Raw genomic sequence first — 23,909 nt, 5'->3', positions numbered from 1 at the left:
GTTGGTTGGTCGTCTTTAGTTCCTCTGGCTGGGGTGCCAAAAGGTCACCCGTCCTTCGATAAGGGCCATGATACCATAGAACGCCGATCCGGCTATTGCCGCGACAACAATCTCGGCCCAGACCAGATCAAGCGCAAGCTGCCCAACCGAGGTGGAGATGCGAAAGCCCATGCCCAGCACCGGAGAGCCGAAGAATTCAGCAACGATGGCGCCGATCAGGGCAAGGGTGGTGCCGATCTTTAACCCGTTGAAGACAAAAGGCATCGCCGCAGGCAGCCGCAGTTTCAAAAGCGTGCGCCAATAACCGGCGGCATAGGTCCGCATCAAGTCGCGCTGCATGGTGTCGCTGGCCTGCAAGCCCTGCACCGTGTTTACCAGCATCGGAAAGAACACCATGACCACGACAATCGCCGCCTTGGACTGCCAGCCAAAGCCGAACCACATCACCATGATCGGCGCCATGCCGATGATCGGCAGCGCGGCCACGAAGTTGCCCACCGGGAGCAGCCCGCGTTGCAGGAAAGGAAAACGATCAATCGCCAGCGCTGTCAGGAAGGCCGCGCTGCAGCCGATGATATAGCCGCTCAGCGCGCCCTTGATGACAGTCTGCACAAAGTCGACCCACAGAATGTCCAATGAGGTCGCAAACCGCGCAGCGATCACCGAAGGCGCAGGCAGCAGCACTTGGTTGATGTCAAAACCGCGCACCACCCCTTCCCAAACCGCGATGAGCGTCAGACCGAAAACAATCGGCGAAGCGAGCGCCGCCCAACGGGACGGTTTTTGCCGCGCAAGCCAGACGTTTATCGAAAGCCCGACCAGCCAAGCGGCGATGGCGAAAACTATCCAACCCATCATGCCATCCCCATTCGTTTTAGCGTGACCCGTTGGATCAACCCGATCAACCCCACCATCACCGCCGCCAAAGCTGCCGCCATGATAAGCGCGCTCCAAATCTGGACCGTCTGACCATAGTAGCTGCCCGCCAGCAACCGCGCCCCAAGGCCCGCCACAGCACCCGTCGGCATCTCGCCCACGATGGCACCGACGAGAGAGGCCGCGACACCGACTTTCAGCGAGGTAAAGAAGTACGGCATCGACGACGGCAGCCGCAGCTTCCAAAAGGTCTGCCAACCGCTCGCGTGCCAAGTGCGCATCTGGTCCAACTGCATCTGATCCGGGCTGCGCAGCCCTTTGACCATGCCCACGACCACCGGGAAAAACGACAGATACATGCTGATGATCGCCTTGGGCAGCAGGCCAGAGAGGCCCACGGCATTCAGCACCACGATGATCATCGGTGCGATGGCCAAAATCGGAATGGTCTGGCTGGCAATCACCCAAGGCATCACCGACATGTCCATCGTGCGGTTAAACACGATCCCCACCGCCAGCAGTGTCCCAAGTGCGGTCCCCATGACAAAGCCAAGGAAGGTCGCGCTGAAGGTGACCCATGTGTGATAGACAAGCGAGCGTTTCGACGTGACTTTCTTCATCACCGTGGTCTCCCACAGTTCGGCCCCCACCTGATGCGGTGCGGGCAGCTTGGGCTTATCCTGCGACCACGTATCGGCCACCAATTCCGAGAATGTCAGCGTTTTATCCGCCCGCGCCGCCACATCCCGCGCCCATTGCGCGTTGAGCGCGACAGCAGCGCCATACCAAACGACAATCAACAGCCCCACGACCGTAAGAACGGGGATAATGTTACGCATCAATCGTCCCCATGCCCGGCGCGCAGCCCCTCACGGACGCGATGCGCGATCTCTAGAAACTCAGGGCTTTCGCGGATTTCCAAGAGGCGTTCACGCGGCAGCGGGCTTTCGATCACATCCGCGATCCTACCGGGCCGCGGGCTCATCACCACGATCTTGGTCGACAGATAGACCGCCTCAGGGATCGAGTGGGTGACGAAGGCAATGGTCTTTTCCGTCCGGGCCCAGAGCTTCAGCAGTTGCTCGTTGAGGTGGTCACGCACGATTTCGTCCAACGCGCCAAAGGGTTCGTCCATCAGCAAGATGTCGGCATCGAACGACAACGCCCGTGCGATAGAGGCCCGTTGCTGCATCCCCCCCGACAATTGCCAAGGGAACTTCTTTTCAAACCCGCTGAGTTCCACCAGTTCCAGCACGCGCTGCACCCGTTCGGCCTGCTCAGCACGGGGAATGCCCATGATCTCAAGCGGCAGGCGGATATTGCCGCCGATGGTGCGCCACGGATAGAGCCCCGCCGCCTGAAAGACGTAGCCGTAGGCCCGCAATTTGCGCGCCTCCTCGGGCGAGACACCGTTGATGGTCACGGTGCCGCCCGTGGGCTGCTCAAGGTCGGCCATCACCCGCAGAAAGGTCGTCTTCCCGCAGCCCGAGGGGCCGATAAAGCTGACGAAATCCCCTTTGTGGATCTCAAGGTTCACGTCTTTCAACGCATGGACCGGCCCGTCATTGGTTTGAAAGGTCAGATCTAGATTGCTGGCGCTGATCACGCTCTGGCTGTCATTCACGTATTTTACTTCCCTGTTGGTCGGCCGCTTTTAGCGCGGCACTTTACCTGATTGTCGTGGCGGTTCTACATCGCTCAGATCCCCGCCGGAATGTTCAGCGGATCGCGCTTGATCATCTTGGGGCTGTTGAGCTCCTTCCACTTGCTGAGCGCGACATTGGCGCTTGGGAAGGCTGGGCGCGGCACGAAACGCCCACGTCCCGGCTGCGGCTGGCTGTTTTGACCCCAAGCCCAGATCACCTCACCTCGGCTGAGGGTATAGCGGCTCTGCGCCTTGACCTCAAAGCCCTCAAAGACGTTGTAATCAAGGATGGAATGGTGGTTCGCCGGGCTGATCGTCTTGGTGATTTTCGGATCCCAGACCACGATATCGGCATCAGCCCCTTCAACGATCGCGCCCTTCTGCGGATAGATGTTGAGGATCTTGGCGATATTGGTCGAGGTCGCGGCGACGAATTCATTCGGCGTAAGCCGCCCAGTCTCCACCCCTTCGGTCCAAAGCACAGCAAGCCGTTCTTCCAGCCCGTTCGAGCCGTTGGGAATGATCCGGAAATCATCGCGGCCTGCCCGCTTCTGCTCGGTGCTGAACGCCGCGTGGTCCGTTGCCACCACCTGCAAACTGCCCGCCTGCAACCCGGCCCAAAGGCTGTCTTGGTGGTCTTTCGAGCGGAAGGGCGGCGACATGACGCGCCGCGCGGCGTGGTCCCAATCTTTGTTGAAATACTCAGACTCATCCAGCGTCAGGAACTGGATCAGCGGCTCGCCATAAACCCGCATCCCCTTTTGCCGCGCCCGGCGGATCGCCTCATGGGTCTGCTCGCAGGAAACATGCACGATATAGAGCGGCACGCCTGCCGTGTCCGCGATGGTGATCGCGCGGTTGGCGGCCTCGCCCTCCAGCTCAGGCGGGCGGGAATAGGCGTGGCCCTCTGGCCCGGTGATGCCCTGATCGAAATACTTCTGCTGCAACTCGGCGACCAGATCGCCGTTCTCGGCATGGACCATCGGCAGCGCGCCAAGTTCCGCACAGCGTTTGAACGAGGCGAACATCTCGTCATCTTCGATCATCAAGGCACCCTTATAGGCCATGAAGTGCTTAAAGCTGTTCACCCCCATGTCGACCGCGTCTTTCATCTCGTTAAAGACGGTCTCGTCCCAGCCGGTGATCGCCATGTGATAGCCGATGTCGCTGCAGATCTGCGGCGCGGATTTGCGGTGCCACTCGTTGATCGCGTTTTTGATGCTGCCATCGGCGCCCGGCAGGCAGAAATCGACCACCATCGTGGTGCCGCCCACTGCCGCGGCCCATGTGCCGGACTCAAAGGTTTCGGCTGCCGTGGTGCCCATGAAAGGCATCTCTAGGTGCGTATGCGGATCAATCCCGCCGGGGATCACATAGGCGCCCTCGGCGTCGATATATTCGTCGCCCTTTAGGTCTTCGCCGATCTGTTTGATCTTCTCGCCTTCGATCAGGACATCGGCTTTCCATGTGCGGTCCGCCGTGCAAACCATGCCACCCTTGATTACCTTGCTCATCTTCTTCTCCCCATCTTTTCTGGCAATTCACGTCGGGGGGCCGGGGCAGCACCCCAGACCTCCGCCCGCGTGTTCAGCCCTCTATTTCCGCTGTCTCCAGCACCGCATGGAGCAGCACATCCGCCCCCGCCTTGGCCCAATCCTTGGTGATCTCTTCGGCCTCATTGTGGCTCAGACCATCGACACAGGGGCACATCACCATCGCCGTGGGCGCCACCCGGTTGATCCAGCAGGCGTCATGCCCCGCGCCCGAAATCAAGTTCATATGGCTATAGCCCAACCGCTCTGCGGCGTTGCGCACGGCCGTGACGCAGCCATCGTCAAAGGCCACGGGATCAAATCCGCCGACCTTTTCAAACTCGATCTGCATGTCCATATCATCGGCGATCTTTTGGCCCTCGTCGCGCAGACGGGCCTCCATATCCTCGATCACGGCCAGTTCGGGTGACCGGAAATCGACGGTAAACACCGTCTTGCCCGGGATCACGTTGCGCGAGTTCGGGTAGACTTCGATATGGCCTGCCGCCCCCACCGCATGGGGCGCGTGGCTGAGCGCAATCTCGTTCACCTTTTCCAGCACCCGCGCCATGCCCAGCCCCGCATCGCGGCGCATCGGCATCGGGGTGGAACCGGTGTGGCTGTCCTTGCCGGTGATCGTCACCTGCGTCCAGCTCAGGCCCTGCCCGTGGGTCACGACGCCGATGTCCTTGCCCTCGGATTCCAAAATCGGGCCCTGTTCGATGTGCAATTCAAAGAAGGCGTGCATCTTGCGCGCGCCGACTTCCTCATCGCCCTTCCAGCCGATGCGCTGCAACTCGTCGCCAAAGCTCTTGCCCTCGGCGTCGGTGCGCGCGTAGGCCCAGTCTTGGGTGTGGATGCCAGCAAAAACCCCCGACGACAGCATCGCGGGGGCGTAACGGGTGCCTTCTTCGTTGGTGAAGTTGGTCACGACGATCGGATGTTTGGTCTTGATGCCCAGATCGTTCATCGTGCGGATGATCTCCAACCCGCCGAGCACGCCAAGGATGCCATCGTATTTCCCGCCCGTGGGCTGGGTGTCGAGGTGGCTGCCCACATAGACCGGCAGCGCATCGGGATCGGTGCCCTCCCGCTGGGCGAACATATTGCCCATCTGGTCAAGACCCATGGTGCAGCCCGCGTCTTCGCACCACTTTTGGAACAGCGCGCGGCCTTCGGCATCTTCGTCGGTCAGCGTCTGACGGTTATTCCCCCCCGCCACGCCGGGGCCGATCTTGGCCATCTCCATCAAGGAATCCCACAGGCGGTCAGGATCAATCTTGAGGTTCTCTCCGGGCGCGGGCATAGGTCACTCCTCTGTATTGGCTTTGGCCATTGTTTTTTTACCATTTGGTAAATCCACGATTGCGATTAGGTTAGGCTCTGTCAAGAACTGGTTTGAAACAACCCGCCGCCGATCCGGCAAACGCCCTTTTAAGCAGCACCAAGGATCATTGCCTTGCCCGAAAGCACCGCCAAAAAACCCAGCCGCATCCAAAGACGCAACCGCCGGGTGATTCTGGATGCCGCGCTCGAAGTCTTCTCGAAACATGGCTACCGGGGCGCCACGCTGGATCAAATCGCCGCCGAGGCTGGGCTGAGCAAACCGAATATTCTCTATTACTTCAATGGCAAAGAAGACATTCACGTCACTTTGCTGTCGCAGCTTATGGAAACATGGCTTGACCCGCTGGTCGAGCTAGACCCCGATGGCGACCCCCGGCGCGAGATTTTGGACTATGTCGAGCGCAAGCTGACCATGTCGCGCGAACTCCCGCGCGAAAGCCGGCTTTTCGCCAATGAAATTCTGCAAGGCGCGCCGCGGATCGAGCCAGAGTTGAAGCGCCACCTCAAACCGCTCTTTGACGAGAAATGCACCGTGATCGCGGGCTGGGTGGCGGCGGGCAAACTGCCCCCGCTGGACCCGCAACATCTGATTTTCTCCATCTGGGCCACAACGCAGCACTACGCGGATTTCGAGGCACAGGCGCAAATTCTGCTCGGACCCGAGACCGATCCCCGCCCCCGCGCGCAGGCGCATCTTCAGGCGATGTTTGGCGCGCTTTTGGACCTGCCGGAGCCATCGGCAAACGGTTAACCATAGCCGCCAGAGATGGACCGCGTTTAATCCCCCATTAACATTTCCGCCGCAATCTGCCTACGGGTGTGGGCTCCTTAGTAGTTAGAGGGGCAGTGATGAATGTAGGCGATTTTAACGGCGCAGGGGCTGCGCGGAATGCGAAGGGACTGAATGCAAAGGGGTCTGATGAAGCGGCGAGCGCGCGACCGATCCCGCGCGAAGAGATGGCGCGGGATGCGGCCATGGCAGTGATTGCGGCGCGGCGCGATCTGGCACGGATGGTCCCGCAGCCATCTGCCGAAACCGCCGCCCCGTCGCGGAGAAACTCCTGAACGCGGGGCGGCGGGCCTTGTCTTACTCTGCCGGTTCAACCGCTTTGGCAGAGGGGTTGTTGGGGTGCGTGGTCCAGTTGGCGTAGTCCGGTGTCACCGTCTTGCCAGTGCGCAGGTCGGTGGCACCCACGGCCAATTCTTCCATTGAGATACAGTCTTCGACAGGACACACATTGACGCAAAGGTTACAGGCCACGCATTCCTCTTCGATCACGGTAAAGGTGCGGTCCTCGGACATGGCGATGGCTTGGTGGCTGGTATCCTCGCAGGCGGCAAAACAGCGGCCACAAGAGATGCACAAATCCTGATCGATCTTCGCCTTGGCGACATAGTTCAGGTTCAGCTGGTTCCAGTCGGTAACATTCGGCACCGCGCGGCCCACAAGCTCATCGACCGAGGTCATGCCCTTCTCGTCCATATACTCCGACAGGCCCGAGATCATCTCTTGGACCACCTTGAAGCCATAGGTCATCGCCGCCGTGCAGACCTGCACGTTGCCCGCGCCGAGGGCCAGAAACTCAGCCGCGTCGCGCCATGTTGTGACGCCACCGATGCCGCTGATCGGCAGGCCGTGGGTCTCAGGATTACGCGCAATCTCGGCCACCATGTTGAGCGCAATGGGCTTCACCGCCGGGCCGCAATAGCCGCCATGGGTGCCCTTGCCGTCGATCATCGGTTCTGGCGCAAAGAGGTCCAGATCGACCGAGGTGATCGAGTTGATCGTGTTGATCAGGCTCACCGCATCCGCGCCACCGCGCTTGGCGGCCTCGGCGGGGTAGAGCACATTGGTGATGTTCGGCGTCAGCTTCACGATCACCGGCATCCGCGTGTACATCTTGCACCAGCGGGTGACCATTTCGATATATTCCGGCACCTGCCCCACGGCGGACCCCATGCCGCGCTCGGCCATGCCATGGGGGCAACCGAAGTTCAGCTCAATCCCGTCGGCCCCGGTTTCCTCCACATGCGGCAGGATCGCTTTCCACGCTTCCTCCTCGCAAGGCACCATGATCGAGGCAATCAGCGCCCGATCCGGGTAGTCGCGTTTCACCGCCTTCATCTCGCGCAGGTTCACTTCCAGCGGGCGGTCGGTGATCAACTCGATGTTGTTCAGCCCCAGCAGCCGCCGATCCGCGCCATAGATCGCGCCGTAGCGCGGGCCATTGACGTTAACCACGGGCGGGCCTTCCATGCCGAGGGTCTTCCAGACCACCCCGCCCCAGCCCGCCTCATAGGCGCGGCGCACGTTGTATTCCTTGTCCGTCGGCGGCGCCGAGGCCAGCCAGAACGGGTTGGGGGATTTGATCCCGATGAATTCGCTTCTCAGATCAGCCATGTTATGTCTCCCTCTCGGCGCGGCCTCAGCCCGCCGCCCCCATCAATGTGGTGTGAATGTCCATCGCCGCGTCGCGGCCCTCGGCCACAGCGGTCACCGTGAGGTCATCACCACCGCTGGCGCAATCGCCCCCGGCCCAAACGCCATCCAGACTGGTGCGCCCGGTGCCATCAACCTTGATCTTGCGCCCGTCGAGATCGGGTAGCCCGTCGCCCAACAGCGTCTGACCGATGGCCTTGAACACCTGATCCGCTTGCAGACGCAGGGTTTGGCCGGTGCCCTTCATCGCCTCATCGACATATTCAAATTCAATCTCGCGCACCGAGCCATTGCCATGCACCGCGATCGGCACCGCATGGGTCACGATCCGCACCCCTTTGGAGGCGGCGAGGTCTTGCTCAAACACACTCGCGTTCATCCGGTCGCGACCACGGCGATAGACCAGCGTCACGTTCAACGCGCCCAGCAGTTTCGCCTGCACCGCGGCATCGACTGCCGTCATGCCGCCACCGATCACCACCACGTCGCGGCCAATCGGCACGCCTGACATGTCGCCCGACTGGCGCAGCTCCGAGATGAAATCGACCGCATTGGCGACCCCGGCCTTATCCTCGCCTTCGGCGCCCAAAGCGTTCACGCCCACTAGCCCCATTCCAAGGAAAACCGCGTCATAGTCGGCCTTCAACTCCTCAAGCGTGACATCCCGGCCCACGGCAACCTCATGACGGAAGGTGATCCCGCCAATCTGCATCAGCCAATCAACTTCGGCCTGCGCAAAACCGTTGGGTGTTTTATAGGCAGCAATGCCATATTCGTTCAGCCCGCCGGGCTTGGACCGCGCATCAAGGATTTCGACCTCATGGCCCAGCATCGCCAGACGGTGGGCGCAGGACAGACCCGCAGGGCCCGCACCAACCACAACAACACGTTTGCCCGTCACGGCCGCACGCTCAAAAGGATGCACGTCTTGGGCCTGCAAATGGTCGGTGGCATAACGCTGCAACTGGCCGATCAACACCGGCTTGCCCTCGGCCACCTCACGCACACAGACCTCCTCGCAGAGCGTTTCGGTCGGGCAGACCCGCGCACACATGCCGCCAAGGATGTTCTGGCTGAGGATTGTCTTGGCCGCCGCATCGGGGGTGCCGGTGGCGATCTGGCGGATGAACAGCGGAATGTCGATGTCGGTCGGACAGGCCGTCATGCAAGGTGCGTCATGGCAGAAGTAACAGCGGTCCGCCGCGACCAGAGCCTCATGTTCGTCCAAGGGTGGATGGAGATCCGAAAACCCCTCTGCGTAGTTCTGCGGCTCTAACCGCCCCGGAACGATCCCCGGCTCAAAGACATCTCGTGCCATATCAAAATCCCTGTCGTTTTCTTGGTGTTTTGAAAATGCTCACACGGAATCATTTTTTTATCAACTGGTAAATTTTTGAAAAGCGCGACTTCCCGAAAAACCCGTGACACCTGCCAGTTTTGTAACAGGCAGGTTATATTTCATGGGCGCTTCCTTGCTTGCCCCATGCCGCCCCGTAAAAATCCTTGATTTTAAAAATAGAGATTCCAATATCACAACTGCGACGCGAAGACTTTTCGACCCGGCTGCCCTAAGGCTCCAGCGATCACGAATTCGACCGAGCCGCGCTGCCGCATGTTGCGGGCAGATCAGACAGAGGGAGACACGGGTCATGGCTACTGGCACCGTCAAATGGTTCAACACGACAAAAGGCTACGGCTTCATCGCGCCGGACAGCGGCGGCAAAGACATCTTTGTCCATATTTCCGCAGTAGAGCGCGCAGGCCTGACCGGGCTTGCCGACAATCAAAAGGTTACCTTTGATGTCGAAGCAGGCCGTGATGGCCGCGAAAGCGCGAGCAACATCGCGCTGGCCTGACCGGGCCACATTTCGATGATCGAAACGGACGCTGCGGCGTCCGTTTTTTGTTAGCGGGTCTCTACGGCCTGTGCGGCAAGCTTGGCCACCGCCGGGCCGATGTCCTCCACGATCAGCGCCACGCCTTCGGCATTGGGATGGATACCATCCCCTTGAAAATAGCGTTGGATCGTCTCGCTTCGCGCGCTGGCCGCGCCCTTTTCCTCGGCCAGAAGTCCGGTAAAGAAATCCGGGTAGAACTGCGTTCCATGGGCTTCGGCCAAGTCGGGATAGAGCGCTTCGAAATCGGCCTTATACCCCGCGCCGTAATTGCCCGGTGCCGACATGCCGACCAGCAGCACCTCAACCTCGGCGCTCTTTGCCGCCGCAAGAATGTCATCAATGTTGCCGCGCGCCTGCGCCGGGTCCAGCCCGCGCAGCATGTCATTGCCCCCCAGTGTCACGATCATCGCGTCGACTTCGGGCGTCAGGGTCCAATCCACCCGCGCCCGCCCCCCAGCGGTCGTATCGCCCGAAACACCCGCGTTGACGATTTTCGCCTCAACGCCTTCGGCATCCAGCCACGCCTGCAATTGCGGCACGAATCCCTCTTCGGCGGGCAGGCCATAGCCTTGGGTCAGACTGTCGCCAAGGGCGGCGATCACCACCTCTTCGGCCTGTGCCGCGCTGCCTAAAATAAAGGCACAACAGATCAATACCTTGCGCATCCTTCACGGACCTCCATATCCAACTGATACTCAGAACAAAGGCGGCCCGATGAGCGACCCAGTCTATGACCTTCAAGATGTCACGCTAAGCCTCAAGGGCAATGCCGGAACCGTCGATATTCTGCGCGGCATTTCGCTGCAGGTCCAGCAAGGGGAAAGCATCGCGCTGACCGGGGCGTCGGGATCGGGCAAATCTTCGCTGCTGATGGTCATGGGCGGGCTTGAGCGTGCCACGGGCGGCAAGGTCATGGCCCTTGGCCATGATCTCAGCGCGCTGCGCGAGGATGGGTTGGCCCAGTTTCGCCAAGGCCGCATGGGGATTGTGTTTCAGTCCTTCCACCTCATTCCCACCATGACCGCGCTGGAGAATGTCGCCACACCGCTGGAGCTTTCGGGGGCCGAGGACGCCTTTGACCGCGCGCGCAGCGAGTTGGAGGCCGTCGGTCTTGGCCACCGCATCGATCAATACCCTGCGCAGATGTCAGGCGGCGAGCAGCAGCGCGTGGCCCTCGCCCGCGCCGCCGCCCCGCGCCCGGCGATCCTGCTGGCGGATGAGCCGACAGGCAGCCTCGACAGCCGCAATGGCGCGGCGATCATGGACCTGCTGTTTGAGCTGCGCGACCGCCATGGCGCGACGCTGGTGCTGGTGACCCATGCCGACGATCTGGCCGCGCGTTGTGACCGGGTGGTGCAATTGGCCGACGGGCGTCTCGCATGAGCCTGTCCCTCGCGGCCCGTTTCGCCCGCCGTGAGATGCGCGGCGGATTGCGCGGTTTTCGTCTGCTGCTGGCCTGCCTCGCGCTCGGCGTGGCCGCTTTGGCCGCCGTAGGCTCGGTCCGCGCTGCGATTGAAGCGGGGCTGGAAGCCGAGGGTGCCGCACTTTTGGGCGGCGATGCCGAACTTGATTTCACCTATCGATCGGCCAGCCCAGATGAGCAGGCGTGGATGGCCGAGCGGGCTGAACGTGTATCCGAAATCGTTGAGTTCCGCTCTATGGCCGTGGTCGGCGCGGGGGACACCTCTGAACGCGCGCTGACGCAGGTCAAGGCGGTGGACGACCTCTATCCATTGATCGGTGAGATGTTGTTGGACCCGGCCCTGCCGCTAGAGCAGGCGCTTGAGATCGGGCCCGAAGGACGGCCCGGTGCCGTGATGGAACGTGCCTTGTCGGACAGGCTCGGCCTTGCCCCGGGGGATGTTTTTGCCCTCGGCGAAACCGAATTTCGCCTGACGGCCCTGATTGAACGCGAACCGGATTCCGCCGCCAGTGGCTTCTCGCTCGGTCCTCGCACGCTGGTGCGGCGCGCCGCGCTGGATGGCTCGGGCCTGCTCGCACCGGGGACGCTCTTTAACAGCAAATATCGGCTCGATCTGCCCGAAGGCACCGCGCTTGACCCGTTGAAATCCGAGGCCGAGGCGCGGTTTGCCGACGCCGGGATGCGCTGGACCGATGCCCGCAACGGCGCGCCCGGCGTGGCGCGTTTCGTCGAACGGCTCAGCGCCTTTCTGGTGCTGGTGGGGCTGTCGGGGCTGGCCGTGGGCGGGGTCGGCGTCGCGGCGGCGGTGCGGGCCTATCTGCAACGCAAGACCGCTGTGATCGCCACCTTCCGCGCCATGGGCGCAACCCGGGCGACGATCTTCCAGACCTACTTCATTCAGGTCGGGCTGCTGGCCGTGATGGGCGTGGCGCTTGGCCTGCTGATCGGTGCCGGGCTGCCTCTGTTGCTTTCCCCGCTGATCGAAGCGCAACTGCCCCTTCCCGCCCGTTTTGGGATTTATCCCGCCCCGCTGGCCGAGGCTGCGCTATACGGGCTGCTCACTGCCGCGCTCTTCACCCTTTGGCCGCTGGCCCGAAGCGCTGACGTGCGTGCCGCCACCCTGTTTCGCGATGACTGGCAGCGCCAATCGCCTCTGCCCGGCGCGCCCTACCTTGTGGCGATGGCGCTGCTCTTGGCCGCGCTCTTGGCGCTGGCGGGCTGGTTTAACGGATCGTGGTCGCTCACCCTTTGGACGCTTGGCGGCTTGGCGGCGACGCTGGCGGTGCTGGCGCTGGCGGCAGCCGTGTTGCGGCTGATCGCGCGGGCCGCAGCCAAGCGCGTGCGGGGGCATCCGCGCCTGCGGTGGGCGCTCGCGGCGATAGGCGGACCGGGCGAAGGGGCCACGGCGGTGGTGCTGGCGCTTGGGCTGGGCCTGTCGGTCTTGGCAGCAGTGGGCCAGATCGACGGCAATCTGCGCCGTGCGATTTCGGGGAATCTGCCGGATGTGGCGCCGTCCTATTTCTTTGTCGACATCCAGAAGGATCAGATCGACGGCTTCAACGAACGGCTTACCAGCGATGCGGCAGTCAGCCGGGTTGAAAGCGCCCCGATGCTGCGCGGCGTGGTGACCGAGATCAACGGCCAACCGGCCCAAGAGGTGGCGGGCGATCACTGGGTGGTGCGCGGCGACCGGGGCATCACCTATGCCGCAAAGCCGGGCGAAGACACGCGGATCACGGTGGGAGACTGGTGGGCCGAAGACTACACCGGCCCGCCGCAGATCAGCTTTGCCGCCGAAGAGGCCGAGGAACTGGGGTTGAGCCTTGGCGACAGCCTGACCCTCAACGTGCTGGGCCGCGCCATCACCGGCGAGATCACCAGCTTTCGCGAGGTTGATTTCTCGACCGCCGGGATCGGCTTTGTGCTGACGATGAACCCCGCTGCACTGGCCGGCGCGCCGCATAGTTTCATCTCGACCGTCTATGCCGCGCCAGAGGCCGAAACCGCGATCCTGCGGGATCTGGCCGAAGCCTATCCCAACATCACCGCGATCCGGGTGCGCGATGCGATCGACCGGGTGGCGGCGGTGCTGGCGGGGCTGGCCTCGGCGATTTCGTTCGGCGCGCTGGCGACGCTTGCAACCGGCTTCATGGTGCTGATCGGTGCGGCAGCCGCAGGCACCGGGGCGCGCAGCTATGAAGCGGCCTTGCTGAAAACCATGGGTGCTTCGCGACGAACCATTGCCAGCAGCTTTGTGCTGCGTGCGGCCCTGCTGGGTCTCTTTGCCGGGGGCGTCGCGCTGATGGCAGGCATCGCGGGTGGCTGGGCGGTGAGCCATTACGTGATGGAGACCGATTTCACCGTGGTCTGGCCCAACGCGCTGATGATCATCGCAGGCGGGGTGCTGGCGACGGTCTTGGCGGGCTTGGGCTTTGCGCTGAGGGCGCTGAACGCCCGGCCTGCGGATATGCTAAGGGCGCAGGAATGATCCCGCGCCCTTTGGCTGTCTTGGTGGTCTGATCACTCCGCCGCTTCGGCGTAGTCCTCCAGCGGTGGGCAGGTGCAGATCAGGTTGCGGTCGCCGTGCACGTTGTCGACACGGTTGACCGGCGGCCAGTATTTGTCGACCCGGAAGGCCCCCGGAGGGAAGCAGCCCTGCTCGCGGCTGTAGGGCCGGTCGCCCCATTCCACCACCAGATCTTCGACCGTATGCGGTGCGTTTTTCAGCGGATTGTTGGCCCGATCCATGCGGCCCTCTTCGATCTCGCGGATCTCTTCGCGGATCGCCAGCATGGCGTCGCAGAAACGGTCCAACTCGGCCTTGGTCTCAGACTCCGTCGGCTCCACCATTAGCGTGCCCGCCACCGGCCAAGACATCGTTGGCGCGTGGAAGCCGCAGTCAACCAGCCGCTTGGCGACGTCTTCGTTGGTGATGCCCGCGGTTTCCTCATAGGGGCGCACGTCGATGATGCACTCATGCGCCACCCGACCGCTCGGCCCTTTATACAGCACGTCATAGGCCCCTTCGAGACGCTTGGCGATGTAGTTGGCGTTGAGGATCGCGGCGCGGGTCGCCTGCGTCAGACCGTCACCGCCCATCATCAGGCAGTAAGACCAAGAGATCGGCAACAGCGAGGGCGAGCCGTAAGGCGCCGCCGAGACCGCGGCCCCCTCTTCGTTCGGGTGGCCCGGCAGATGCGCGATCAGATGCGATTTCACACCGATCGGACCCATGCCGGGGCCGCCGCCGCCATGCGGGATGCAGAAGGTCTTGTGCAGGTTGAGGTGGCTCACGTCGCCGCCCAGATCGCCGGGGCGCGACAGGCCCACCATCGCGTTCATATTGGCGCCGTCGATATAGACTTGGCCGCCGTGGTCATGGGTGATCTTGGTCACCTCATGCACGGTTTCCTCGAACACGCCGTGGGTCGACGGGTAAGTGATCATGCAACCGGCAAGGTTTTCGCTGTGCTGCTCGGCCTTGGCGCGGAAATCGTCAAGGTCGATGTCACCGTTGGCGGCGGTCTTGATGACCACGACCTTCCAACCCACCATCTGCGCGGAGGCCGGGTTGGTGCCATGGGCGCTCATCGGAATAAGGCAGATGTTGCGATGCCCCTCGCCCTTGGCGCGGTGATAGGCGGCGATGGTCAAGAGCCCCGCATATTCGCCCTGCGCGCCCGAGTTCGGCTGCATCGAAATCGCGTCATAGCCGGTGATCTCGCACAGTTTGTCCGACAGATCGTCGATCATTTCCTGATAGCCAAGCGCCTGATCGGCGGGCACGAAGGGATGGATCAGCGAGAATTCACGCCACGTCACCGGCATCATCTCAGCCGCCGAGTTCAACTTCATCGTGCAAGACCCCAGCGGGATCATCGCCCGGTCCAGCGCCAGATCACGGTCGGCCAAGCGGCGCATGTAGCGCATCATCTCGGTCTCGGCCCGGTTCATGTGGAAAATCGGGTGCGTGAGGTAGTCGCTCGTGCGGACCATCGCGTCGGGCAGACGGTACTCAGGCGTGAAATCATTATCCGCCTGACGGATGCCAAAGGCGCGCCAGACCGCTTCGATGGTGTCGGGGCGGGTGCGCTCGTCCAGCGTGATGCCAACCTTGGTCCCGCCCACACGACGCAGGTTGATGCCTTCGTCCACGGCGGATTTCATCACCGCGGCCTGCAAGGGGCCGACCTCGACGGTGACCGTGTCGAAATAGCTCTCGGGCTGCACGTCAAAGCCAGCGGCCTCCAGGCCCTTCGCCAGACGCACTGTCTTGCGGTGGATGCGCTGCGCGATGGCTTTCAAGCCTTCCGGCCCGTGGAACACGGCATACATCGAGGCCATCACGGCCAGCAGCGCCTGCGCAGTGCAAACGTTCGAGGTCGCCTTCTCGCGGCGGATGTGTTGCTCGCGGGTTTGCAGCGACAGACGGTAGGCGCGGTTGCCATGGGCGTCGATGGACACGCCGACAATCCGCCCCGGCATGGCGCGCTTCATGGAATCCTTGCAGGCCATATAAGCAGCGTGCGGGCCGCCATAGCCCTCAGGCACGCCAAAACGCTGCGTGCTGCCCACGGCGATGTCGGCCCCCATCGCGCCCGGCTCTTTCAGCAGGGTCAGCGACAACGGGTCGGCGGTGACGATGCCGACGGCCTTGGCCTCATGCAGGGCCGCCATGTGATCGGTGAAGTCGCGCACATGGCCGTAGGTGCCCGGATACTGGAAGATCGCGCCAAAAACCTTTTCCGCGTCCATCTCTTCGGGTTCACCGACGATGACCTCAATGCCCAAAGGCTCGGCCCGGGTCTTCATCACGGCGATGTTTTGCGGGTGGCAATTGCTATCGATAAAGAAGCCCTTGGCCTTGGATTTCGAACTGCGCAGCGCCATGGTCATCGCCTCGGCGCAGGCGGTGGCCTCATCCAGAAGCGACGCATTGGCGATTTCCAACCCGGTAAGGTCGCTCACCATCGTCTGGAAATTGAGCAACGCTTCCAGGCGGCCCTGCGAAATTTCGGGCTGATAGGGCGTGTAGGCGGTGTACCACGCGGGGTTCTCAAGAATATTCCGCTGGATCGCCGGAGGCGTGACGGTGCCGTGATAGCCCTGCCCGATCAGGCTGGTGAGCACCTTGTTCTTGCCCGCAACCTTGCGCATGTGCTCAAGCACCTCGCGCTCGCTCATCGCCTTGCCGAAATCAAGCGGCTGTTTCGCACGGATCGCCTTGGGTAACGTGTCGTCGATCAGCGCATCAAGGCTTTCGGCGCCCACGGTGTCGAGCATCTGCGACATTTCGGAAGGGGACGGGCCAATGTGACGCCGGTTGGCGAAATCATAGGGCAGATAATCGGTGGGCTTGAAGCTCATGTCGGGTTCCTCGTCACGGCGCGGCAGCGGCGCCCCCTGTTTGTGGCGCGCCGCCCAAAGCGGGCGACGCAGGTGATCAGCAGCGCGCCAGTCCCCCGGCACGCGCAGCGGTTTAGCCGATGAATTTCTGGTAGGCGGCTTCGTCCATGAAGTCGTCCATCTGGCTGGCATCGGTGAACTTCATCTTGAAGAACCATGCATCGCCCTGCGGGTCATCGTTGACCATGCTGGGGTTGTCCGTGAGCGTGCTGTTCACCTCGGTGATCTCACCGTCAATCGGGGCGAGGATGTCCGACGCCGCCTTGACGGATTCAATCACGACAACTTCGTCATCCTTGCTAACGGTGGTGCCTTCGTCCGGCAGTTCCACGAATACGACATCGCCCAACTGCTCGGCGGCGTGTGTGGTGATGCCCACGACCACTTCGTCACCCTCGACGCGCAGCCATTCATGTTCTTCGGTAAATTTCATATCGGATTTCCCTGTGTAGATTCAGCGTTTGAAGTTCGCCGCGACGAACGGCATTTTCGTGACAGTCAGTGGCAAGCGCTTGCCGCGCACCTCGCCCCAAAGCGGCGTGTCGACCTTTGCATGCTCGGCGCTGACATAGCCCATGGCAACCGGGCCGCCAACCGTCGGACCAAAGCCGCCAGAGGTTACTGTGCCAACCTCATTGCCGCCCTCGGCTGCATCGAAAATCGGCACACCTTCGCGCATCGGCGCCCGGCCTTCGGGCAGCAGCCCCACCCGCTTGCGCGGCGCCCCATCGGCCAGTTGTTGCAAGATCACGCCCGCACCCGGAAAACCGCCCGCACGCTCGCCATCATTGCGCCGTACCTTCTGGATCGCCCAGTTCAGCGCCGCCTCAACCGGCGTGGTGGTGGTGTCGATGTCATGACCATAAAGGCACAACCCGCCCTCCAACCGCAAACTGTCACGCGCGCCCAGACCAATGGGCTCGACCTCTTCCAGCGCCAAAAGCTTGCGCGCCAAGGCCACGGCATCTTCATTCGCGACCGAAATCTCGTAGCCGTCCTCGCCCGTATAGCCCGAGCGCGAAAGGGTGACGGTGATCCCGTCAATGTCGACATCCTTGGCCACATCCATAAATTTCATATCCGCCACCAAGGGCTGCAACCGGGCCAGCGCCGCTTCGGCCTGCGGCCCCTGCAAGGCCAGCAGCGCACGATCTTCGAGCACTTCGATCTCACAACGATCCGACAACGCCTCTTTCATCAGGGCGATGTCATCATCCTTGCACCCGGCATTCACAACAGCGAACAAATGATCACCCAGATTGGCCAACATCAGATCGTCCAAGATACCACCCGTGGCATCCGTAAACATCGCATAACGCTGGCGCATCTCGGCAAGCCCCAGCACATCAACCGGCACGAGGCTCTCCATCGCCAAGGCCACATCTTCATAGCTGCCAGATTTGGCCCGCAGCACGACCTGCCCCATGTGGCTCACATCAAACAACCCGGCGGCGGCGCGGGTGTGCAAATGCTCTTTCATCACGCCAAGAGGGTATTGCACGGGCATTGAATAGCCCGCAAAGGGCACCATCTTGGCCCCCAGTTCCACATGCAAATCATGCAATGCCGTCTGCTTGAGATCGCTCATCCGGTTCGCCTTTCCTGTCGCTTCCGGATGACCTTTTGACCACGCCGGCACCTTAGCGCCGCTAACGCTGCGCATGATGCCCCCTCTGTCCTTCCGCCTGAGATCGTTATCCCTTCGGCGTGCGCATCCGCGCATCTCTCCAGAGTCTTGGTCACGTCACGGTCCTGGGGCCTGAGAGTTTCCGGGGCGGTTGCTCCTTCGGCATCGGTGTTAACCGATTCTCCCGTGACGATTGGGCCTTTCGTATGCCGCCGCATACCTCTGCGTCAAGCATGCTTGTGGCCGGATACGACACATGTTTTGGTGCGCGCGACAAATACAGGACCTTTCGCGCATGACCCCCTATTTTTTCGGCTACGGCAGCCTCGTGAATCGCAACACCCACAGCTACCCCGACGCCCGGCCCGCCCGGCTCGACGGCTGGCGGCGCAAATGGGTCCGCGCCGAAGGGCGCGACATCGTCTACCTCTCCGTGGTGCAAGACCAAAGCACCCGCATCGACGGGCTCATCGCCGCCGTGCCGGGCGCGGATTGGGCGGCGCTGGACCAGCGTGAATACAGCTACGAACGCCACGCCTCAGGCGGCGCCGTGGTCCATGATCTGGTCCCCGCACCCGACATCGCCCATTACGCCATCCCGCTCGAAATCGCGGTCGACCACGGCGATCACGTCATCCTTCTGAGCTATCTTGATGTTGTGGTCCAAGGCTTCCTGCGCGAGTTCGGCACCGATGGCGCGGCGCGCTTTTTTGACACCACCGAAGGCTGGGACACACCTATCCTGAACGACCGCGCAGCGCCCCTTTACCCGCGCCACCAGACCCTAACGCCAGAAGAAACGGCCGTGGTCGATCACCACATCGACCGCTTGTCGCTACAGGTGAAATCACGCGACGAAGTCCCCTTCACAAAGAAGAACTTCTGACCGCTTTAATTCATCCTTTTTCAAATACCCGCGGGGGTCCGGGGGCAGCGCCCCCGAATGCCCTCGGCCCGCCTCAGCCGCGTGCTTTGACGGTCTGGAGCAACGGCAGAACCTGCGCCATCTCTGGCCCGTGTTCCTGCCCCGTCAGCGCCAAACGCAGGGGCCGGAACAACCCACGTCCCTTGCGCCCGGTGGCTTCTTTGACCGCGGCGGTCCAGCTTGACCACGTGGCTTCATCAAAGGGCATCTCCGGCAGCAGCAGCATGGCCTGAGCCACGAATTCGCGGTCTTCCTCGGCAATCACCGGCTCGGCCCCGTCGCGGAACATAGCCCACCACGGACCCAAATCCTTCAGCGTCGAGATATTCTCGCGCGTGACCGCCCAGAACTGCGCGGCTTTGTCTTCCGGCACGCCAAGGGCGGTGATGTCGTCTTTCACGGCCTCAAGCGGCAGTTGCTGCAAATACCGCCCTGTCAGCGGGAACAGATCCTGCACATCGAACTTGGTCGGCGCCGAGCCGAAGCGGTTGATGTCGAAACCCTCGATCAACTCCGCCATATCCGTGCGCAGCTCCACCGGATCAGACGATCCCAACCGCGCCATCAGGCTCAGCAGCGCGAAGGGCTGAACCCCCTGCTCGCGCAGATCACGCAGGGCCAGCGTGCCAAGGCGCTTGCTCAGCGCCTCGCCCTGCGGGCCGGTGAGCAGCGAGTGGTGCGCGAACGAGGGCACCGCCCCATTGCCGAGCGCCTGCATGATCTGGATCTGGGTCGCGGTGTTGGTCACATGGTCCGACCCGCGCACCACATGGGTCACGCCCATTTCGGTGTCATCCACGACGCTCGCCAAGGTATAAAGGATCTGCCCATCGCCACGAATGAGTACGGGGTCACTAACCGAGGCCGCGTCGATGGAAATATCGCCCAAGATACCGTCGTCCCATTCGATCCGCTGGTGATCGAGCTTGAACCGCCAAACGCCATCGCCACGCTCGGCACGCAGCGCGGCTTTCTCATCGTCGGAGAGGTTCAGCGCGGCGCGGTCATAGACCGGCGGCTTGCCCATGTTGAGCTGCTTCTTGCGCTTGAGGTCCAGCTCTGTCGGCGTCTCGAACGCCTCGTAGAAACGGCCCTTTTCGCGCAGGTCTTCGGCGGCGGTATGGTAGCGGTCCAACCGCTCTGACTGTCGCTCGACCCGGTCCCATTCCAAGCCCAACCATTCGAGGTCTTGCTTGATGCCGTCGACGTATTCTTCGCGGCTGCGCTCGGGATCGGTGTCGTCGATGCGCAGGATGAAAGTGCCGCCCGCCTTGCGCGCGATGAGGTAGTTCATCAGCGCGGTGCGCAGGTTGCCCACGTGGATATAGCCAGTGGGGGACGGGGCGAAACGGGTGATCGTTGGGTTGGACATCTGGCGTACTCCTGTTGCGCGCGGGCTTGCCACAGGGCGCGGGCGTTGTCCAGCAAAGGCGGGGGTCAGCCGCCGTCCGCCGCGGTGCCAGTCGGGGCGGGCACAACCTCAGAGGTGTCGGCGTCGGTGCCGTCGTCTGACACGCCCTCATCGGGGGCGTCTGCCGCTGCCGGTGCCGCATCTGCAGGCTGTGCTTCGTCCGCAGGAGTCTCCGCCGCGGCGCCAGAGGCGGTGCCGGCTGCGGGATCGGCTGCGGTGTCAGAAGCCGCCCCGGCGGTCCCATCGCTCAACGCGCCGTTCTCCCAATCGCCCGAGGCTTCCTCGCCGCTGGCATAGCGCATGGTGCCGCTGCCCTGCCGCTTGCCCGCTTTGAACGTGCCCTCATAGACATCGCCATTGGCATAGGTCGCCACGCCCTGCCCTTCGATCTCTCCCTCGGTCCACTCGCCTTCGTAGACGAAACCGCTGGCCATGGTGATCTTACCCTGACCGTGACGCTGCCCATTTCTGAACGCGCCTTCATAGACCGTGCCGTCGGGATAGGTCGCCTTGCCCTGACCATGGCGCTGACCGTCCTGCCAGCCGCCCTCATAGCGGTAGCCGTCGGCATAGGTCATCACCCCTTGGCCATGGTTGCGGGCATCTTTGAATTCGCCCTCATAGACCACGCCATTGGTATAGGTCGCGATGCCTTCGCCTTCGATCACACCTGCCACCCAAGCGCCCTCATAGGTCGATCCATCGGGATAGGTGATCTTGCCCGTGCCATCGGCCAGATCATTGCGGAAGGTGCCAACGTAAACCGATCCGTCGGGATAGGTTACCTGCCCCTCCCCCTCGATCTGCCCGGCGACCCAAGAGCCTGTGTAGACATAGCCATCGGTGCCAGTGAATGTGCCCTGCCCGTCGCGGCGGTCATCCTTGAAGTCGCCTTCATAGGTATCGCCGTTTTCATAGGTGACCTTGCCCTTGCCCTCACGGCGGCCCGCGACCAGCGTGCCTTCGTAGATATCGCCATTGGGCTGGGTCAGCGTGCCGGTCCCGTCGATCTGGCCGTCTTTCCACAAGCCCACATAGACCAACCCGTCGGGCATGGTCAGCGTGCCCTCGCCACTGCGTTTGCCCCCTTCGATTTCACCTTCATAGACCGCGCCATCGGGGTAGGTGATCGTGCCGACGCCCTGTTTGACGCCATCAACCCAGTCGCCCTTGTACTCATAGCCGCCGGGGCTTTGCATCACGCCCTTGCCGTGGTGTTTGGCGTTGCGGAACTCACCCTCATAGCGCACGCCATTGGCATAGATCGCCACGCCTTGGCCCATGATTGCCCCGGCTTCCCATTCGCCCTCATAGGTACCGCCATCGGCAAAGGTGATCTTGCCCAGACCTTCGGGCTTGCCCTTGGCGAAATTACCCTCATAGACCGAGCCATTGGGAAAGCGCGCGACGCCTTCGCCCTTGATCTCACCCTCGACCCATTCGCCGGAATATTCATAGCCGTTGGGCAGCTTATAGGTACCGGTGCCATGCTGAAGGCCGCCTTGAAACGTGCCCTCATAGATGCCGCCGTCGTCATATTCCTTGGTCAGCACCTGCCCGTCCTGCGCCGCAAGCGGCGTGGCCAGAAGAGCGATCAGACAGAGGGGCAAGCTGCGGTGCAACATGGGCGGAATTTCCCGATCTCGTTAGGTGTCATTTGCCCTGAGGTTACGGGTGATAGAGGGCAGAGGCAACGTGTTTGCAGGACAGGCACGCCGGTTTCGGCGGATCCCGCGCACCCGGTGCGGCGGGCCAGCCTGCGCGCAGGGGTTTCGCCCTCGGCCCGATCTGCTACATCCAACCCACACCAGCCAGCCCGGAGCCTTTGCATGTCAGACCGTTTTCGCCTCACCCTCGGGCAATTGAACCCGACCGTCGGCGACCTGCCGGGGAACGCGGCACTGGCGCGCGAGGCATGGCAGGCCGGGCGCGACGCGGGTGCGCAACTGGTCGCCTTGCCCGAACTGTTCCTAACCGGGCATGATGCGAAAGCGCTGCTGCACAACCCGGCCTTTCAACGCGATGTCGTGACCCATCTTGAGGCGCTCGCCGCCCATTGCGCCGATGGCCCCGCCTTGGCGCTTGGCGCGCCTTGGGTCGAGGGGGCGAAACTTCATAACGCCTACCTCATCCTGCAGGGTGGCAAGATCGCCCAGCGGGTGCTTCAACACAGCCCCGCGCGGCACTCTCGCTTTGATGCAGGTCCGATCAGTGGCCCCTATGCTGTTGAGGGGCTGCGCATCGGTTCCCCCATCGGGGCGGATGGCTGGACTGGTGATGTGGCCGAAACGCAGGCCGAAACGGGGGCCGAATTCCTTTTGATCCCTAATGCGGTCCCACATCAACGCGGCGCAATGGACAGGCGGCTGAATCATATGGTCGCGCGGGTGATCGAGACGGAGTTGCCGCTGATCAGCCTCAATATGGTCGGGGGGCAGGACGAGGCGGTCTTTGACGGCGCGTCCTTCGCGCTGAACCCCGGTGGCAAGCTGGCGCTGCACCTGCCTGCCTTTGACAGGGCCATTGCCCATGTCGATCTGGAACGCGCACCGGAGGGTTGGCAGATCGTGGCCGGAGACCTCGCGCCGCAGCCAAGCGCGCTGGAGCGGGATTACCGCGCTTTGGTTGTCGGCCTGCGGGATTATGTCGCCAAAGCCGGAGCCTCTAAGGTGCTGGTCGAACAGACCGAGGGGCGTGATGCCGCGCTGGCCGCGACGATCGCAGGAGACGCTTTGGGGTCCGAGAATGTCCGCCAGATCGCGGTCCCGGTGGGGGGTGATTTACAGTCCACACTGCACGGCCGCCTCGCAGGGCTTGGCGCGGCGGTCGGCGCCGATAGCCTCGCGCTCCCCCTGCGCGGCCTGATGCTCCGCGCTTTGGCGCAGGACGCGGGGGAGCTGTTGCTCACGGCACAGAACAAATCCGCGGCCGCCATGGGACAGAGCGCGGTGCCGGGCGATTTCAATCCGATCAAAGACCTGTACCAGACCGAGGTGCTGGCCCTTTGCCAATGGCGCAACACCACCCACCGCGCTTGGATGCGAGGCCCAACCTCTGCGGCGCTTCCGCAGCGGGAACATTCGCAAGAAGATAGCGCTCAAGAAGATAGCGCAGTGGACGACATCCTGCGCATCTTGCAAGAAAGGAACGGCAGTGTGGGGGACTGCGTAGCGGAGGGCTTTGACCAGCGGACCGCCCAAAAGGTCGCGGAGCACCTTTTTAACAACCAGCCGCGGAAAAATCGCTCCGCCCCCGGCCCGCGCGTCACGGCATCGCGGCCAGAGCCCCCCTACCCCGCCCACTGGCGCGATGGCTCATAACGCCGAGATCACCTCTCTGGTTTCCCACTTTTCCCTGAGCGCCAGGGGCAAGCGACTTC

Annotated in this window: 20 protein-coding genes and 1 riboswitch; of the genes, 7 read left to right on the top strand and 13 right to left on the bottom strand. The window is 62.6% G+C overall.

The window, feature by feature from the left end:
• Window positions 1–15: 15 nt before the first annotated feature.
• The 5 genes from K3762_RS02830 to K3762_RS02810 all read right to left on the bottom strand — a co-directional run bounded on the left by K3762_RS02830 (window position 16) and on the right by K3762_RS02810 (window position 5,359).
• On the bottom strand, window positions 16–855 hold the full coding sequence (locus K3762_RS02830; RefSeq protein WP_132444817.1) for an ABC transporter permease: 840 nt from the start codon (window positions 853–855) through the stop codon (window positions 16–18).
• Complete coding sequence (locus K3762_RS02825) at window positions 855–1,715, bottom strand: ABC transporter permease (RefSeq protein ID WP_206054302.1); 861 nt, start codon at window positions 1,713–1,715, stop codon at window positions 855–857. Before K3762_RS02825 ends, K3762_RS02830 begins: the two co-directional genes overlap by 1 nt.
• Window positions 1,715–2,500: an ABC transporter ATP-binding protein gene (locus K3762_RS02820; RefSeq protein WP_260011342.1), complete on the bottom strand. Its 786-nt coding sequence runs from the start codon at window positions 2,498–2,500 to the stop codon at window positions 1,715–1,717. Before K3762_RS02820 ends, K3762_RS02825 begins: the two co-directional genes overlap by 1 nt.
• Window positions 2,501–2,574: 74 nt before the next feature.
• The gene (hydA, locus tag K3762_RS02815) at window positions 2,575–4,035 is read right to left on the bottom strand and encodes a dihydropyrimidinase (RefSeq protein ID WP_132444736.1); all 1,461 of its coding nucleotides are present in this window, start codon (window positions 4,033–4,035) and stop codon (window positions 2,575–2,577) included.
• Window positions 4,036–4,108: 73 nt separating this feature from the next.
• Window positions 4,109–5,359, bottom strand: coding sequence for a Zn-dependent hydrolase (locus tag K3762_RS02810; protein ID WP_132444738.1), 1,251 nt, complete (start codon window positions 5,357–5,359; stop codon window positions 4,109–4,111).
• 153 nt (window positions 5,360–5,512) lie between these two features.
• Between K3762_RS02810 and K3762_RS02805 the strand changes: the two genes are divergently transcribed.
• Window positions 5,513–6,151 carry a TetR family transcriptional regulator C-terminal domain-containing protein gene (locus K3762_RS02805; protein WP_132444740.1) on the top strand — a complete coding sequence of 213 codons (639 nt, stop codon included), beginning with the start codon at window positions 5,513–5,515 and terminating at the stop codon, window positions 6,149–6,151.
• A 98-nt stretch (window positions 6,152–6,249) separates the two neighbouring features.
• Entirely contained in the window at window positions 6,250–6,465 is a 216-nt protein-coding gene (locus tag K3762_RS02800) for a hypothetical protein (protein WP_132444742.1), read from the top strand.
• Between the two features lie 22 nt (window positions 6,466–6,487).
• Here K3762_RS02800 and preA read toward each other — a convergent pair whose 3' ends face one another.
• Both preA and K3762_RS02790 read right to left on the bottom strand, forming a co-directional pair.
• The gene (preA, locus tag K3762_RS02795; protein ID WP_067623374.1) at window positions 6,488–7,801 is read right to left on the bottom strand and encodes an NAD-dependent dihydropyrimidine dehydrogenase subunit PreA; all 1,314 of its coding nucleotides are present in this window, start codon (window positions 7,799–7,801) and stop codon (window positions 6,488–6,490) included.
• A 25-nt stretch (window positions 7,802–7,826) separates the two neighbouring features.
• Window positions 7,827–9,158: an NAD(P)-dependent oxidoreductase gene (locus K3762_RS02790; RefSeq protein WP_132444744.1), complete on the bottom strand. Its 1,332-nt coding sequence runs from the start codon at window positions 9,156–9,158 to the stop codon at window positions 7,827–7,829.
• 331 nt (window positions 9,159–9,489) lie between these two features.
• Here K3762_RS02790 and K3762_RS02785 point away from each other — a divergent pair, with 331 nt between their 5' ends.
• Entirely contained in the window at window positions 9,490–9,696 is a 207-nt protein-coding gene (locus tag K3762_RS02785) for a cold-shock protein (protein ID WP_067623368.1), read from the top strand.
• A 50-nt stretch (window positions 9,697–9,746) separates the two neighbouring features.
• On the opposite strand, the gene K3762_RS02780 is transcribed toward K3762_RS02785, so the two are convergent.
• Window positions 9,747–10,403 carry an arylesterase gene (locus K3762_RS02780; RefSeq protein ID WP_132444746.1) on the bottom strand — a complete coding sequence of 219 codons (657 nt, stop codon included), beginning with the start codon at window positions 10,401–10,403 and terminating at the stop codon, window positions 9,747–9,749.
• Window positions 10,404–10,452: 49 nt separating this feature from the next.
• On the opposite strand from K3762_RS02780, the gene K3762_RS02775 reads away from it, so the two are divergent.
• Together K3762_RS02775 and K3762_RS02770 are read left to right on the top strand one after the other, a co-directional pair.
• Window positions 10,453–11,121, top strand: coding sequence for an ABC transporter ATP-binding protein (locus K3762_RS02775; RefSeq protein WP_067623362.1), 669 nt, complete (start codon window positions 10,453–10,455; stop codon window positions 11,119–11,121).
• Complete coding sequence (locus K3762_RS02770; RefSeq protein ID WP_132444748.1) at window positions 11,118–13,649, top strand: ABC transporter permease; 2,532 nt, start codon at window positions 11,118–11,120, stop codon at window positions 13,647–13,649. Before K3762_RS02775 ends, K3762_RS02770 begins: the two co-directional genes overlap by 4 nt.
• Window positions 13,650–13,681: 32 nt before the next feature.
• On the opposite strand, the gene gcvP is transcribed toward K3762_RS02770, so the two are convergent.
• The 3 genes from gcvP to gcvT form a co-directional block, all read right to left on the bottom strand.
• Window positions 13,682–16,528 (bottom strand): aminomethyl-transferring glycine dehydrogenase, encoded by a 2,847-nt coding sequence (gcvP, locus tag K3762_RS02765; RefSeq protein WP_132444750.1) that lies wholly within the window; start codon window positions 16,526–16,528, stop codon window positions 13,682–13,684.
• 112 nt (window positions 16,529–16,640) lie between these two features.
• A complete protein-coding gene (gene gcvH / locus K3762_RS02760; RefSeq protein WP_067623356.1) occupies window positions 16,641–17,000 on the bottom strand; it encodes a glycine cleavage system protein GcvH in 360 nt (119 codons plus the stop codon).
• A gap of 21 nt (window positions 17,001–17,021) precedes the next feature.
• A complete protein-coding gene (gene gcvT, locus K3762_RS02755; RefSeq protein ID WP_132444752.1) occupies window positions 17,022–18,155 on the bottom strand; it encodes a glycine cleavage system aminomethyltransferase GcvT in 1,134 nt (377 codons plus the stop codon).
• Between the two features lie 149 nt (window positions 18,156–18,304).
• Window positions 18,305–18,391, bottom strand: a riboswitch (glycine riboswitch).
• Between the two features lie 98 nt (window positions 18,392–18,489).
• On the opposite strand from gcvT, the gene K3762_RS02750 reads away from it, so the two are divergent.
• Window positions 18,490–19,080 carry a gamma-glutamylcyclotransferase family protein gene (locus tag K3762_RS02750; protein ID WP_067938472.1) on the top strand — a complete coding sequence of 197 codons (591 nt, stop codon included), beginning with the start codon at window positions 18,490–18,492 and terminating at the stop codon, window positions 19,078–19,080.
• Between the two features lie 73 nt (window positions 19,081–19,153).
• Here the strand turns inward: K3762_RS02750 and gltX are convergent, their stop codons facing one another.
• Together gltX and K3762_RS02740 are read right to left on the bottom strand one after the other, a co-directional pair.
• Window positions 19,154–20,491 carry a glutamate--tRNA ligase gene (gene gltX, locus K3762_RS02745; protein ID WP_132444754.1) on the bottom strand — a complete coding sequence of 446 codons (1,338 nt, stop codon included), beginning with the start codon at window positions 20,489–20,491 and terminating at the stop codon, window positions 19,154–19,156.
• Window positions 20,492–20,556: 65 nt separating this feature from the next.
• Window positions 20,557–22,155 carry an MORN repeat-containing protein gene (locus tag K3762_RS02740; RefSeq protein ID WP_132444756.1) on the bottom strand — a complete coding sequence of 533 codons (1,599 nt, stop codon included), beginning with the start codon at window positions 22,153–22,155 and terminating at the stop codon, window positions 20,557–20,559.
• Between the two features lie 204 nt (window positions 22,156–22,359).
• On the opposite strand from K3762_RS02740, the gene K3762_RS02735 reads away from it, so the two are divergent.
• Window positions 22,360–23,850 carry a nitrilase-related carbon-nitrogen hydrolase gene (locus K3762_RS02735; protein ID WP_132444758.1) on the top strand — a complete coding sequence of 497 codons (1,491 nt, stop codon included), beginning with the start codon at window positions 22,360–22,362 and terminating at the stop codon, window positions 23,848–23,850.
• The last annotated feature ends 59 nt before the right edge of the window (window positions 23,851–23,909 follow it).

This window comes from Sulfitobacter sp. W074 (assembly GCF_025142275.1).
GTDB classification, from domain to species: Bacteria; Pseudomonadota; Alphaproteobacteria; order Rhodobacterales; family Rhodobacteraceae; genus Sulfitobacter; species Sulfitobacter profundi.
Note: the sequence above shows the minus strand (reverse complement) of the source record. Positions and strands in the feature narration are given on the sequence as shown.

Excerpts from the sequence above, each read along its gene's own strand:
- K3762_RS02830 (WP_132444817.1), bottom strand. The coding sequence starts at position 855 with ATGGGTTGGATAGTTTTCGCCATCGCCGCTTGGCTGGTCGGGCTTTCG.
- K3762_RS02825 (WP_206054302.1), bottom strand. The coding sequence starts at position 1,715 with ATGCGTAACATTATCCCCGTTCTTACGGTCGTGGGGCTGTTGATTGTC.
- hydA (WP_132444736.1), bottom strand. The coding sequence starts at position 4,035 with ATGAGCAAGGTAATCAAGGGTGGCATGGTTTGCACGGCGGACCGCACA.
- K3762_RS02810 (WP_132444738.1), bottom strand. The coding sequence starts at position 5,359 with ATGCCCGCGCCCGGAGAGAACCTCAAGATTGATCCTGACCGCCTGTGG.
- K3762_RS02800 (WP_132444742.1), top strand. The coding sequence starts at position 6,250 with ATGAATGTAGGCGATTTTAACGGCGCAGGGGCTGCGCGGAATGCGAAG.
- preA (WP_067623374.1), bottom strand. The coding sequence starts at position 7,801 with ATGGCTGATCTGAGAAGCGAATTCATCGGGATCAAATCCCCCAACCCG.
- K3762_RS02790 (WP_132444744.1), bottom strand. The coding sequence starts at position 9,158 with ATGGCACGAGATGTCTTTGAGCCGGGGATCGTTCCGGGGCGGTTAGAG.
- K3762_RS02785 (WP_067623368.1), top strand. The coding sequence starts at position 9,490 with ATGGCTACTGGCACCGTCAAATGGTTCAACACGACAAAAGGCTACGGC.
- K3762_RS02780 (WP_132444746.1), bottom strand. The coding sequence starts at position 10,403 with ATGCGCAAGGTATTGATCTGTTGTGCCTTTATTTTAGGCAGCGCGGCA.
- K3762_RS02775 (WP_067623362.1), top strand. The coding sequence starts at position 10,453 with ATGAGCGACCCAGTCTATGACCTTCAAGATGTCACGCTAAGCCTCAAG.
- K3762_RS02770 (WP_132444748.1), top strand. The coding sequence starts at position 11,118 with ATGAGCCTGTCCCTCGCGGCCCGTTTCGCCCGCCGTGAGATGCGCGGC.
- gcvP (WP_132444750.1), bottom strand. The coding sequence starts at position 16,528 with ATGAGCTTCAAGCCCACCGATTATCTGCCCTATGATTTCGCCAACCGG.
- gcvH (WP_067623356.1), bottom strand. The coding sequence starts at position 17,000 with ATGAAATTTACCGAAGAACATGAATGGCTGCGCGTCGAGGGTGACGAA.
- gcvT (WP_132444752.1), bottom strand. The coding sequence starts at position 18,155 with ATGAGCGATCTCAAGCAGACGGCATTGCATGATTTGCATGTGGAACTG.
- K3762_RS02750 (WP_067938472.1), top strand. The coding sequence starts at position 18,490 with ATGACCCCCTATTTTTTCGGCTACGGCAGCCTCGTGAATCGCAACACC.
- gltX (WP_132444754.1), bottom strand. The coding sequence starts at position 20,491 with ATGTCCAACCCAACGATCACCCGTTTCGCCCCGTCCCCCACTGGCTAT.
- K3762_RS02740 (WP_132444756.1), bottom strand. The coding sequence starts at position 22,155 with ATGTTGCACCGCAGCTTGCCCCTCTGTCTGATCGCTCTTCTGGCCACG.
- K3762_RS02735 (WP_132444758.1), top strand. The coding sequence starts at position 22,360 with ATGTCAGACCGTTTTCGCCTCACCCTCGGGCAATTGAACCCGACCGTC.